General features: G+C 69.5%; 12 protein-coding genes. 4 read left to right on the top strand and 8 right to left on the bottom strand.

Going from position 1 to position 12,472, the window contains the following annotated elements; genetic code table 11:
• Positions 1-11: 11 nt before the first annotated feature.
• The 3 genes from AC1MFI_RS08410 to AC1MFI_RS08420 all read right to left on the bottom strand — a co-directional run bounded on the left by AC1MFI_RS08410 (position 12) and on the right by AC1MFI_RS08420 (position 1,607).
• Positions 12-485 carry an HIT family protein gene (locus AC1MFI_RS08410; RefSeq protein WP_479820710.1) on the bottom strand — a complete coding sequence of 158 codons (474 nt, stop codon included), beginning with the start codon at positions 483-485 and terminating at the stop codon, positions 12-14.
• Positions 485-910 carry a hypothetical protein gene (locus tag AC1MFI_RS08415; RefSeq protein WP_400482346.1) on the bottom strand — a complete coding sequence of 142 codons (426 nt, stop codon included), beginning with the start codon at positions 908-910 and terminating at the stop codon, positions 485-487. The genes AC1MFI_RS08410 and AC1MFI_RS08415 overlap by 1 nt, the downstream gene beginning before the upstream one ends.
• A gap of 61 nt (positions 911-971) precedes the next feature.
• Positions 972-1,607: a trimeric intracellular cation channel family protein gene (locus tag AC1MFI_RS08420; protein WP_479820711.1), complete on the bottom strand. Its 636-nt coding sequence runs from the start codon at positions 1,605-1,607 to the stop codon at positions 972-974.
• Positions 1,608-1,732: 125 nt separating this feature from the next.
• Here AC1MFI_RS08420 and AC1MFI_RS08425 point away from each other — a divergent pair, with 125 nt between their 5' ends.
• Complete coding sequence (locus tag AC1MFI_RS08425) at positions 1,733-2,701, top strand: alpha/beta hydrolase (protein WP_479820713.1); 969 nt, start codon at positions 1,733-1,735, stop codon at positions 2,699-2,701.
• A gap of 13 nt (positions 2,702-2,714) precedes the next feature.
• On the opposite strand, the gene AC1MFI_RS08430 is transcribed toward AC1MFI_RS08425, so the two are convergent.
• The 3 genes from AC1MFI_RS08430 to AC1MFI_RS08440 all read right to left on the bottom strand — a co-directional run bounded on the left by AC1MFI_RS08430 (position 2,715) and on the right by AC1MFI_RS08440 (position 4,661).
• Positions 2,715-3,173: an ATP-binding protein gene (locus AC1MFI_RS08430; protein WP_479820714.1), complete on the bottom strand. Its 459-nt coding sequence runs from the start codon at positions 3,171-3,173 to the stop codon at positions 2,715-2,717.
• Positions 3,166-3,498, bottom strand: coding sequence for an STAS domain-containing protein (locus tag AC1MFI_RS08435; protein WP_479820715.1), 333 nt, complete (start codon positions 3,496-3,498; stop codon positions 3,166-3,168). The genes AC1MFI_RS08430 and AC1MFI_RS08435 overlap by 8 nt, the downstream gene beginning before the upstream one ends.
• 62 nt (positions 3,499-3,560) lie before the next feature.
• Positions 3,561-4,661 carry a SpoIIE family protein phosphatase gene (locus AC1MFI_RS08440; RefSeq protein ID WP_479820716.1) on the bottom strand — a complete coding sequence of 367 codons (1,101 nt, stop codon included), beginning with the start codon at positions 4,659-4,661 and terminating at the stop codon, positions 3,561-3,563.
• Between the two features lie 233 nt (positions 4,662-4,894).
• Between AC1MFI_RS08440 and AC1MFI_RS08445 the strand changes: the two genes are divergently transcribed.
• Positions 4,895-6,580, top strand: a complete 1,686-nt coding sequence (locus AC1MFI_RS08445) for a sensor histidine kinase (protein ID WP_479820717.1) — start codon at positions 4,895-4,897, stop codon at positions 6,578-6,580.
• On the opposite strand, the gene AC1MFI_RS08450 is transcribed toward AC1MFI_RS08445, so the two are convergent.
• Together AC1MFI_RS08450 and AC1MFI_RS08455 are read right to left on the bottom strand one after the other, a co-directional pair.
• Positions 6,577-7,842 carry a GAF domain-containing sensor histidine kinase gene (locus AC1MFI_RS08450; protein WP_479820718.1) on the bottom strand — a complete coding sequence of 422 codons (1,266 nt, stop codon included), beginning with the start codon at positions 7,840-7,842 and terminating at the stop codon, positions 6,577-6,579. The two genes, AC1MFI_RS08445 and AC1MFI_RS08450, sit on opposite strands and share 4 nt — an antisense overlap.
• A gap of 137 nt (positions 7,843-7,979) precedes the next feature.
• Positions 7,980-9,407 (bottom strand): PucR family transcriptional regulator, encoded by a 1,428-nt coding sequence (locus AC1MFI_RS08455; protein ID WP_479820720.1) that lies wholly within the window; start codon positions 9,405-9,407, stop codon positions 7,980-7,982.
• A 166-nt stretch (positions 9,408-9,573) separates the two neighbouring features.
• On the opposite strand from AC1MFI_RS08455, the gene AC1MFI_RS08460 reads away from it, so the two are divergent.
• On the top strand, positions 9,574-11,004 hold the full coding sequence (locus AC1MFI_RS08460; RefSeq protein ID WP_479820722.1) for an aminobutyraldehyde dehydrogenase: 1,431 nt from the start codon (positions 9,574-9,576) through the stop codon (positions 11,002-11,004).
• A 26-nt stretch (positions 11,005-11,030) separates the two neighbouring features.
• On the top strand, positions 11,031-12,416 hold the full coding sequence (gene gabT / locus AC1MFI_RS08465; protein ID WP_479820723.1) for a 4-aminobutyrate--2-oxoglutarate transaminase: 1,386 nt from the start codon (positions 11,031-11,033) through the stop codon (positions 12,414-12,416).
• The last annotated feature ends 56 nt before the right edge of the window (positions 12,417-12,472 follow it).

Here is a 12,472-nt window from a genome sequence, read left to right on the forward strand (position 1 = left end):
AGCGGGCGCGGCTACGACGGGAGGAACGTCCTCAGCTCGTCGGCCTTGCGCGCCCGGACGGCGGGATCCACGACGGGCCTCTTCGGCGTGAAGTAGAAGCCGTCGTCGTGCCAGCGGGGCAGGACGTGCTGGTGGTAGTGCCACACGTGCTGGCTGCCGGCGGGCTCGTTGTGCTGCCGGGTGGAGACGCCGTCGGGGGTCCAGGCCAGCTTGATGGCGATGGCGATGTCGCGGGTCAGCGTCATGATGCGAGCGGCGACGTCGTCGGGCAGTTCGTACAGCAGCTCGATGTGCTGCCGCGGCGTGATCAGCACGTGGCCGGGGTTCGGGTCGAAGCCGTGGGAGGCGATGAACGCGAGCACCAGGTCGTCCGAGTAGACGACGTCGCCCGGGCGGCAGAGGTTCTTCGGGTTGCTGAAATCCCCGCGCGCCAGGTCGCAGAAAGGGCACTGGTAGCCCTCGGGCGCGTGGTGGACGAACTCCATCAGTCCTCCTCGTCCTCCTCGAAGACCCATTCGAACAGGTCGAGCACGTACTCGCTGAAGGTGCCTTCCTCGCTCTGCCACTCACCGCGGGCATTGTTGCGGCGCCAGACGATGGGGTCCGGCACGTTCAGCTGGTCAGCCTTCATGCCCCACGTGTACTGCTCGTCCTCGTCCTCGAGGAACAGGAGGAAGCCGTCCTCGATCTCGAGTTCGTCGGGGTCCCAGAAGAAGTGGAACGCCTCCATGATGTCCTCGGTGGCACCGACGGCGCGGTAGAACTCGCGCAGGGCCAGGGGCAGCTCGAAGTCCTTGCCCTCGAGCATCCCGGCGAGCTCGTCCTCGGACAGGCCGTCCTCCTCGACCCACTCGTCCTCGAAGTACGAGGGCACCAGGGCGCGGAATTTGTCGGAAAACAGCTCAGTCACAAGTACTCCAGGAGTGGTGGTGGGGGTGGTCCCATCCTAGCGGCCGCGGCCGTCGCGCAGGTCACCGTCGTGCGCCGGCCGTCCGGGCCGCGAGCGGCGCGTGCCACCCGTAGCGCCAGGCGAGGACGCGCAGGGAGAACACGAGCGACGCCGCCAGCGTGCCGGTGACCAGGGTGAAGGTGTCCGTCAGGTACAGGGCGGTGACGACGACGGCGCCCAGCATCGCGGGAAGGGCATAGATGTCCCGCGGGTCGAAGAGCTGCGGGATCTCGTTGGCGACGACGTCCCGCAGCAGGCCGCCGCCGACGGCGGTCGTGACACCCAGCAGGACGGCGGACACGGGATTGAGCCCGACGTCGAGCGCCTTGATGGTGCCGGTGATGCAGAACAGGGCGAGGCCGGCGGCGTCGAAGATCACCAGGACCCGCTTGACCCGCTCCACGCCGGAGACGACGAAGTAGACGAGGATCGTGGCGAGGAGCGGGGGCAGCAGGTAGGCGGGATTGGTGAAGGCGGCCGGTGGGACGTCGATGATGAGGTCGCGGGCCACGCCGCCGCCCAGTGAGGCGAGGGATGCGAGGAGGAGCGACCCGACGATGTCGAATCCCTTGCGCGCCGCCAGGAGGGAACCGGAGACGGCGAAGAAGAAGACACCGAGGAGGTCGGCGGCGAGGGCAATATGCGAAGCGGTATCCATCTCTTCCTTCGGCGGACCGGAACGGCTGCGGACAGGGCGGCAGCCGTTCGTCAACCGGCGCGCCACGGCCCTGACCAGCATGACAGAGCCCGCGCGCCCGATCCGCCCGGCGCTAGGCTGGCCTCATGACGAGCGGACGCCCGGTGGGCACGGAGACGGCCCGACCGAGCACCGCCGACGGCTCGCGGGCCATGCGCATCGCCTCGCGGCTGATCGGCTTCCTGCCGACCAAGCGGAACCTGACCGGGACCGACTGGGTGAACTCGAAGTACCCCGGCCGGACGTACCCCGCGATGGCCGCCATCCCCTGGACGTTCAAGCAGACCCACACCATCCAGGAGAAGCGGATCGACGGCGTCCGTACCATCACCGTCCGTCCGATCCTCGGGGCCACCCGTTCCCACATCATCTACACGCACGGGGGCATCTACATCAATGAGCTCGGGCGCCCGCACTGGTGGATCATCGCCGAGCTGACCAAGCGGACGGGCGCGGCCGTCACCGTGCCGCTCTACCGCCTCGCACCGGAGAGCACCTACCGGGAGGCCTTCCCGTATCTGGTGTCCGTCTACAGGGAGGTCCTCCGCACCGCCGAGCCGTCCGACGTCACACTGATGGGTGACTCTGCCGGTGGCGGGCTCGCCATCGCCCAGCCCTGGGCCTTCCGGGACGCCGGACTGCCCGCCCCGGGCCGTATCGTCGCCTTCTCGCCCTGGCTCGACGTCACCGCCACCAATCCCGGGATCCCGATGTACGACGCCGTGGACCCCATGCTCTCCGTGGCCGGCGGCGTGCAGGCAGGGCTGTGGTGGGCCGGTGGGGACGATCCCCGGACTCCGCTCGTCAGCCCCGCCTGCGCGCCGGACGACCTGCTGGCCGCGGTGCCGGCCACACGCATCTACCAGGGCACGCGTGATGTCTGCATGGCGGACGCCCTGGTGTTCCGGGACCGGGCGGTCGCTGCCGGCGCCGACGTCACCCTGAAGGTGTATCCCGGCGGGTTCCACGTGTTCCCGGCGTTCCCGCGCCTGCCGGAGTCCCGGGAGGTCTACGCCGACGTCGCAGCCTTCCTCGGCCGGCCGTCACTCCCCTAGGGGACCGGCGCGGTCAGGCCCCGGCGGAATCGCGGGACAGCACCCACACGTTGGTGTCGCCCTGGCGCTCCACGGTGACGGTGGTGACGAGCGCGCGGATCATCGAGAGGCCGCGGCCGGACTCGTCGTAGTCCTCCAGCAGCGCGTCCTCCTCGAGGGGTGCGTCGGGCGGCCCGTCGAGGTCCGGCACGGGGTCCAGTGGCGCCGCGCCGATCTCGCTGATGACGGCCCGCAGGCGTCCGGCGGCGACCGTGAGCTCGACGCCCAGGAGGAGATCGGCGCCCGCCGCGGGGACACCGTGCTGGACGACGTTGCTCGCAGCCTCGATCACGGCCGTGGTGAAGGCCATCTGGTCCATGGCCGGCACGAAGGCGGCGTCCACCCACAGCTGGTCGAGGACACCGTGCAGATCCTCGATCGCCTGCTCTGCGGCAGGCTGCTCGAGGGTGCGCCGGGCGAGGATGTCAGTCATTGAGGAAGGCTTCCTCGGGCGTCGCGTGGGGGGTCAGGACGCGGTGCATGCTCGTGAGCTCGAGGACCATGGTGACCTGCGGCTGCACGGCGGCGATCCGCAGGTCCCCGCCGGACTGGCGTGCGAGCTTGAGGCACCCGATGAGCGCTCCGAGTCCCGAGGAATCCATGAAGGTGGTCTCCGAGAGGTTGACCACGATCCGCTTTCCTCCCGCGCCGACGACGTCGTTGATGACCTCGCGCAACTTCGGTGCGGCGACCATGTTCAGGCGGCCATTGGCCAGTACCTCGGTGTAGCGTCCCTTGTCCTGCGTGGTGAATTCCATGTGTGCTTCCTTTTCCGATACCTGTCCGTGGTCCTGGGGTCTTCCCCAGCAGTTTCCCTGCGTCAGCGCTGCGGGCGGCGGAGGATGACGGCGGTGACGTCGTCGGCCACCTCGGGTACGTCCGCCATGTCCAGCAGGACCGCGCAGGCGTCCTCGGCGCCTGCGGCGGCCGTGACGACGCCGGCCACGGCTTCCGTGAACTCGTCCACCGTCTCGTAGATGTCCAGCAGGCCGTCGCTGACGATCGCGAGGGAGTCGCCCGGCCCGAGCTGCACCGTGCCCGCCGACCACGTCTGGTCGGGCCAGGCGCCGACGGGAGGGCCGGCGGAGGGCAGCCGCGTGACGCCGCCGTCCGCCGCGACGTGCAGCGCCAGCCCGTGGCCGGCGTCGACATAGCCCACGACGCCGGTGGCGGCATCGAGGCGGCCGTGGAAGAGCGTCACGAACGAGTTGGTGTGTTCGAGGTCGGCTTCGGTGGCTCGTGCCGCCGTCGCGAAGGCGGTCTCGATGCTCGGCTGGGACGCGACCGATCGCATGATGGCCCGGACGGTCGCCGCGATCAGGGCCGCACCCATGCCCTTGCCCATCGCGTCGGCGACGGTCAGGTGCAGTCCGTCCGGTGTGCCGTACCAGTCGTAGAAGTCGCCTCCGACGCTGCGGGAGGGCCTGAAGCGCCCCGCCAGCTCGTAGTCCCGGAGCCGGAGCTGGTCGCGGGGCAGGAGGTTCTGCTGGACCTCCGCGGCGCGCTGGCGCTCGTCGGCGTTGGCGACGTCGGCTGCGGCCTGGCGGCTCTGGCGCCGGAAGAGGGAATTGATGCGCGCCACGAGCTCCCGGGGGCTGAAGGGCTTGCTGATGTAGTCGTCGGCGCCGGTCTCGAGCCCGGTCAGGCGTTCGATCTCATCGGTGCGGGCCGTGATCATCAGGATGTAGGCGTCGGAGAAGGTTCGGATCTGGCGGCAGACGTCCACGCCGTCGCCGTCGGGCAGGTTGAGGTCGAGCGTGATGAGGTCGGCACCGGCGCGGGCCTTCTCAAGTCCCTCGCGGGCGGTGGCGGCCTCGGTCACCTCGAAGCCCTCGCGTTTGAGGATCTGGACGAGCAGACCCCGGATGTCGACGTCGTCCTCGACGACCAGTGCACGGCGGAGCTCCGGGGAGGCAGTCATGATCCTCATTAAACGCTACGGCGCTGGATCCGCTGCACGCACGCAGTAGCTTCGCCGTGATCATGGCTATGTTGCGCTGAACTTGATGGGATCTTGAGGTCGGTACCACTCCGCGGCGGCCGGATTCGAGGGACTGCCACGCTATTCTTTGGGGGCCGGTGCGCCTCTGCGTGCCTGCTCCGCCACGAAAGTGGTGGAAGAGCTCGACGACGGACAGGGGGGACGGCCGGCAGATGGACAGGGTGCTTTCCTACCTGACGCTCAATACGAGGCAGTTCCACGAACTGACCCTGCGGGCCCGCGTCGTCCTCAGTCAGCTCCCGCTGTCCCTGACGGTCGTGCTGATCGTCGTGGGGGGCTTCTTCTTCCACCGGGACCTCTTCGCGAGCCAGGCCTTCATGGTCGGCATCGGGCTGCAGGCCGTCCTGCTGGCGCTGTGCGTCCTCGTGCCGTGGGACCGGCTCCCGCACGCGAGTTTCCTCGTCATCCCGCTGCTCGACTTCATCCCCATCGGACTCATGCGCCACGGGGCGGGCACCGTGATCACCGGCGTCGGCCTTCTCACCGTGTTCCCCATCATCTGGCTGGCCGCTTCGGGGCTGTTCCCGCGGGCCGTCCTCGCCGCGGGCTTCCTCGCCTCCCTCGCGATCGTCTGGGTGCCCGTGTTCGTCACCGATGTGGCGGTCACCTCGCAGTCATTGACGCAGTCCTTCCTCCTGCCGTTCATCATGCTGGCCATCGGTGTGACCATCCGGGTGATGACGGCGAGCATGATGGCCCAGCAGGCGGTCGTCGAGGAGAAGGACCGCGCCCTGCAGGTGCTCCTGGAGGAGAGTGCCCGCCGTGAACGGCTCCTGGAGACCGTCGTGAACAGTGTGGACATCGGGCTGATCGCCGTCGACGAGACCGGGCGGCAGGTCCTCGCGAACCGCAAGCTCGAGCAGTTCAAGGTTCTCGCCGGAGGCAGCAGCGACACCGCCGAGGCGGACCTGCGGATCTTCCAGCAGGACGGCGGGACGGTCATGCCGGAGGCACGGCGGCCCACCCGGCGGGCGGCCGAGGGCCAGGTGTTCTCCGACTACCTCCTGTGGTGGGGCGAGCGGCCCGACCAGCGGGTGCTCTCGACGTCGTCCCGCCTGATGACCGACCAGTCGGGCCACCGGGAGGGGTCCGTGGTGACGTACAACGACGTCACCGAACTCGTGAGGGCCCTCAACGCGAAGGACGAGTTCGTGGCCACCGTGTCCCACGAACTCCGGACGCCGCTCACCGCGATCAGGGGGTACCTCGAACTGCTGACCGGCATGCCCGATCTCGAGCCCGAGGTCGCCTCGGGCCTCGAAGTGGTGTCCCGGAACTCCGAGCGCCTGCACAAGCTCGTGGTGGACCTGCTCTCGACGGCGGAGGGATCACCGGAGATCGTGCCCCGGCCCACCGACTTCTCCGGGCTCGTGCGTCAGCGGGTCACGACGGCGGAGCAGCGCAATGCCAATCCGCTGGTGCACTTCGAGGACCACACCGCTCCGGGACTCGTCGCGCTGTGCGACGCTCCGCGGATCAGCCAGGTGCTGGACAACCTGCTCTCGAATGCCATCAAGTACTCACCCGGTGGAGGGCGCGTGACGGTCCGGGCCGCGGAGGTCGACGGCGCCGTCGAGTGCAGCGTGGCGGACCAGGGCAGCGGGATGTCCCCCGAGGAACTCAAGGGTCTGTTCTCGAAGTTCTTCCGGACGTCGGCGGCACGCAATGCGGCGATCCCCGGCGTCGGCCTCGGTCTCGCCATCTCGAAGGCCATCGTGGAGCGCCACGGCGGAACGATCAGTTGCCGCAGCGCCGAGGGCGAAGGATCCACGTTCACGTTCCGCCTGCCGCTCGCGCACGCCGGCCGGGACCAGCAGCTGCAGTCCCAGGAGCTCTAGGCAGTCCCAGCCCGTTCTCGGGCAGCCGGCCCGAGGTCCACGGTCACCGTGGTCCCGCCGCCCGGAGTCTCGGCGAGGCTGATGGAGCCCTCGTGCGCGGACGCGATCCGGGCGCAGGTGGCGAGGCCGATTCCGCTGCCCGAGGGATCGCCGTCGCGGTGCAGCCGGACGAGCGGCTCCAGCACCCGCAGCCGGTCCGCGGGGTCGATCCCCTTGCCGTGGTCGATGACGCGCAGTACCTGGGTGTCGCCGATGCTCGCGAGGACCTCGACGCGAGGGGGGACGCCCGGCGTCGAATACTTGATGGCGTTGGACACGAGATTCTGGAGCAGCGCGGTGACCTGCGCCTGGTCCACCGTGAGCTGGGCGTCCCGCACCGTGACGACGGCGTCGTAGGCGTCGCTGAGCGGGAGCACGTCCTGCAGCACGGCGTTCATCATGGTGCTGAGGCGGATCTTCCGGCGGCTGATCGCTCCGCCGATCCGTGAGAACTCCAGGACCTCCTCCACCGTGGACAGCATGCGTCGGGCACTGCCGCGGATGATGCTGAAATAGCGTGCAGCGGGTCCGGAGGATGCGACCTCCGTGTCCTGTTCGCTGAGTTCCGTGTAGCCGAGGATCGCCGTCAGAGGATTCTTCAGGTCGTGGCTCACCCGGGCGGCGAAACCCGCCAGGTCCTCGTTGCTGCGGCGCACGACGTCGAGGGCTTCGACGAGCTGGCGGGTCCTGAACTGCAGTTCGAGGACCTCCACCACCTGGCGGGCGAGGATCTCGAGTCCGTCCCTCTGCTCGGTGCCGAAACCGAGGGCTCGAAGGGAGAAGACGCACAGGGTGCCGAGGGCGAAACCGTCCGCGGTGACGAGCGGGACGGAGGCGTAGGCCCGCACGTCGGCGATTCCACCGTTGACGAAGGGGTTGTCGGCGAAACGTGGGTCGAGCGATGCGTCCGTGAGAGCTGTCATGGCGCCCGAGGTGAAGACCTTGGAGCACATCGAGTCGTCCCGTGAGCAGACGGAGGCGTCCACCCCGACGGCGGCGATCTGGTGCTGCTGGTCCGCGGTGATGATGTTGATGACGCCGGCGTCCATCCCGCTGACGCGCACGGCGAGCTTCACCAGGTTGAGCAGTTCAGGGGGAGTCTCGTAGTCGAGCTTCTCCACGGGCCTGCCACCGGTCTCGCCGTAGGGCAGCCGGTAGTCCTGCAGGACCGCCTGGCGGGCGAGCTCCTGCACCTCCATCTCATCGGCGTGAAGCAGTGACATGCATACCCCCGTGGATCTGTGAGACCTGTCAATGTGGCTCCAACTATTCCATGCGGACGGGCCGGTGGCGTGGTGGTGGGACCGTCGGCCGGTGCGGGAGGGCCCGGATGGGTGGCCTGGAGCCGTGGCCGGTGGCGTCACCCGAGCGCGCGGACCCGCAGGGCGAGGTACAGATGCACGCGGTCGGCGGTGACGGCGGGGTCGTAGCCGGTCAGGGCGACGACCTGCTGCAGGCGGTACCGGACCGTGTTGCGGTGCAGGTCGAGATCCGCGGCGACCGCGGACACCGAACCGTCGAGGTCCAGGTAGCGCTGGAGCGTGGACAGGAGGCCGGAGCCGTGCGCTTCGTCGAAGGCCTCCAGCGGCTGGAGCGTCTCGGCGGCGAGATCGGCGAGGGGGGCGTCGGCACTGGACATGAGCAGGGAGGTCAGGCTCAGCCGGTCGGCGAGGTTGAGGGCCTGCCCGCGCTGCAGGGCCTCGCGGGCCTCGAAATAGCTCCAGCGCACCCCGTTGGGGTGGGCGTAGGTGCCGCCGACGCCGATCCGCGACGTCAATCCGGCCCCGTGCAGGTAGCGGCTGAGCTCGGCGGGATCCGGGGCGGCAGGGGCGGGGAGGACGAGCACGAGGCGTTCGTCGACGAGCCCCGCCGAGGCACCCTCCCACCCGTCGGGCAGCGGGAGGGTCCGCAGGGAACGGCGCTGCCCCGAGGCGACGTCGACGATCAGCACGCGGTGTCGCTGGGCCGTGTCCATGCCCGAGCCGGCAAGCCTCACGGCGGCCTCCGCTCCGGTGAGCGTGCCCCGCACGACGTCCTCGAGCAGCTGGCCCACCGCGGTCCGGGCGCCCGTCCGGTTACGGGCCTGGTTGGTCAGCTCGACCGAGATCAGGTTCTGCGCGTAGTCGACGACGGCGGCGTGCCCGTAGGGTTCCGCGATCGCGAGGGTGCAGCGGTCCTTGAGACCCGTGGCGATCGGGAGCCGGTGCCATGCCGTCGACCCCGTGGTGTCCACCGGACGGGCGGGGCAGGTGGCGCCGGCGATGCGCGCCCCGTACTGGAAGAGCGCGACGTCGGTGCCGAGCATGCGGGCGAGTTCGCCCAGGAGGGCTCCCAGGCCACCGGCCCCGAGCAGTGCTGAGGCCAGGACGGCATGGCCCTCGAGGAGTTCCTCGAGGCCCGCGTAGTGGTCGGCGGACAGGGCGTCGGCGACCCTCCTGCCGATCGCGATGAACGGGACCTCGTACGGCACGCGGAAGGCCGGCAGGCCGACCTCGTCCGCCTCCGCGAGCAGGGCCGCGGGAATCCGGCGGTGCGTGAGGCCGACGCCGAACCCGAGGGCCAGCGCCCCCGCCTCGTGTGCCCGCCGCACGAAGGCACGCTGCGCGGCGCCGGTCTTCAGCCGGAGCCCGGTGGTCAGGACCACCTCCGCTCCGCCGAGGAAGGGCCGCGGATCCTCCAGCTCCGTGACCGCGACCCATTGGATGGGGTGCGGGGGAGCCTCCGTACGGCCCTCGATCACGAGCCCGAGGGCCGCGTCGGCGAGGAGATCGGTCAACGAGATGGCCATGGGACAAGCCTACGCTGACGCTGTGCCGATGCACCGCGACCTCCCCTCGATACTGTGCATGTACACGTGGCACGGGTCATCGTCGGCCGGTACCGTTCTGTCGATACCCGCGGCCCGGAACCACCCGGACTTCCTGCGGACACCACCTCGTGAAAGGCACTGCAGCGTGGCCGAGACCCTTCAGAACTACATCGACGGCGCGTTCGTGACGCCCGCAGGGACCGATCTCCTGGACATCGTCAACCCGACCAACGGTGAGGTGGTGGCGCAGTCACCCGTCTCGTCGACCGCCGACGTCGACGACGCGATGCAGGCCGCGGCGCGTGCCTTCGCCACCTGGAAGCGGACCACACCGAGCCAGCGCCAGCTGCTGCTGCTCAGGCTCGCCGACGCCATCGAGGGTGCCAGCGAGGAACTCGTCGAGGCGCAGCACCGCAACACGGGCCAGGTGCGCGAGATGATCGCAGCCGAGGAAGTAGCCGCGGGCGCCGACCAGTTGCGGTTCTTCGCCGGTGCTGCCCGCATCATCGAAGGCAAGTCCGCGGGCGAGTACCTCGAGGGCCACACCTCCTACGTCCGCCGCGAGCCCATCGGCGTCGTCGCCCAGGTCGCCCCCTGGAACTACCCCTTCCTGATGGCCATCTGGAAGATCGGCCCCGCGCTCGCCGCCGGCAACACCGTCGTCCTGAAGCCGAGCGACACCACGCCGGAATCCACCCTCGTGCTGGCGCGCCTGTCGCAGGGGATCCTGCCCGACGGCGTCCTCAACGTGGTGCTCGGCACGGGCGAGACCGGTGCCGCCATGATCGAGCACCCCGTCCCGGGGCTCGTGTCCATCACCGGCTCCGTGCGTGCAGGCATCGCCGTCGCCACGAGCGCGGCCAGGGACCTCAAGCGGGCACATCTCGAGCTCGGCGGGAAGGCGCCCGCCGTCGTCTTCGCCGACGCGGACCTGCGGAGGACCGCCGAGGCGATCACCGAGTTCGCCTTCTTCAACGCGGGCCAGGACTGCACCGCCATCACCCGCGTGCTCGTGCAGGAGGAGGCACACGACGAGCTCGTCGCTGCCATGGTGGAGCACACGGCCACCCTGAAGACCGGCAGCGAGGACGATTCGGAGAACTACTTCGGGCCCCTCAACAACATCAACCACTTCAACGCCGTGAATGCCGTCGTGGATGCTCTGCCGGCCCACTGCAGCATCGCGACCGGCGGGAAGCGTGCCGGAGACAAGGGCTACTTCTTTGAGCCCACCATCATCACCGGAGCCCGTCAGGAGGACCCGGTTGTGCAGCAGGAGACGTTCGGGCCGATCCTCACGGTGCAGACCTTCACCACGGAGGAGGAGGCGGTCGAGCTCGCCAACGGGGTGGACTACGCCCTCGCGTCCAGCGTCTGGACCTCGAACCACGGAACAGCGATGCGCGTCTCGCGCGACCTCGACTTCGGTGCCGTCTGGATCAACACCCACATCATGCTCACCGCCGAGATGCCGCACGGCGGTTTCAAGCACTCCGGCTACGGCAAGGACCTCTCCATGTACGGCGTGGAGGACTACACCCGCATCAAGCACGTCATGAGCGTGCTGGACGTCTGACCGTCCCGTTCAGGATAGGAACCCCCATGACAACGTACGCAACTCCTCCCGGTACCGCCGCGCCGAGCTTCCGGCTCGAGCAGAGACGCCGCATCATCGGGGACTTCCCCGGCCCCAGGTCCACCGAACTGGCCGCGCGGCGCGCCGCCGTCGTCGCGAAGGGGGTCGCCTCGACCGTCCCCGTCTACGTCGCCGACGCCGACGGCGGCGTGATCCACGACGTCGACGGCAACTCCTTCATCGACTTCGGCTCGGGCATCGCCGTGACGAGCGTCGGAGCCTCCGATCCCGCAGTCGTCGGGGCCGTGAAGGAGCAGGTGGAGCACTTCACGCACACCTGCTTCATGGTCACTCCCTACGAGGGGTACATCGCCGTCGCCGAGCAGCTCGCGGAGCTGACCCCCGGGGACTTCGAGAAGCGCACCGTCCTGTTCAACTCGGGTGCCGAAGCGGTGGAGAACGCCGTCAAGGTGGCACGCCTGGCCACCGGCAGGAACGCCGTCGTCGCGTTCGACCACGCCTACCACGGCCGCACCAACCTGACGATGGCGCTCACCGCCAAGTCCATGCCCTACAAGACGAACTTCGGTCCGTTCGCCCCCGAGATCTACCGTGTGCCGATGAGCTACCCGTTCCGGGAGGAGAACCCCGCCATCACGGGTGCCGAGGCCGCGCAGCGGGCCATCACGATGATCGAGAAGCAGATCGGCGCCGAGTCGGTCGCCGCGATCATCATCGAACCCGTGCAGGGCGAGGGCGGCTTCATCGTCCCGGCGGCAGGTTTCCTCCCGGCCCTGGCCGAGTGGGCCAGGGCCAACGGTGTCGTCTTCATCGCCGACGAGGTCCAGTCCGGCTTCTGCCGCACGGGCGAGTGGTTCGCGGTGAACCACGAGGGCGTGGTGCCGGACATCATCACGATGGCGAAGGGCATTGCGGGCGGTCTGCCGCTCTCGGCCATCACGGGCCGGGCTGACCTGCTCGACGCCGTGCACCCCGGTGGCCTCGGCGGCACGTACGGCGGCAATCCGGTGGCGTGCGCGGGAGCGCTGGGGGCGATCTCCACGATGAGGGAGCAGGACCTCGCCGGCCGCGCCCGGAGCATCGAGGCCCAGGTCACCGAGCGCTTCGACACCCTGCAGGCCGAACTGGGCGAGCACAGCATCATCGGTGAGCTCCGCGGCCGCGGAGCCATGCTGGCGATCGAGTTCGTGGAGCCCGGTGGCAAGGCGCCCAACGCGGATGCCACCAAGGCCATCGCCGCCCAGTGCCTGCGCGAAGGTGTCATCATTTTGACCTGCGGCACCTACGGCAACGTGGTCCGGTTGCTGCCGCCGCTCGTGATCACCGACGAATTGCTCGCCGACGGCCTCGACGTGCTGGCACGCGCGATCAGAGCGGCCAACGCGGGCTGACCCCGGAAAGCGCAGAAGGCCCGCAGCGCTGCTGCGGGCCTTCTGCGCGTTCGGAC

The organism is Arthrobacter sp. BC5 (assembly GCF_056680255.1).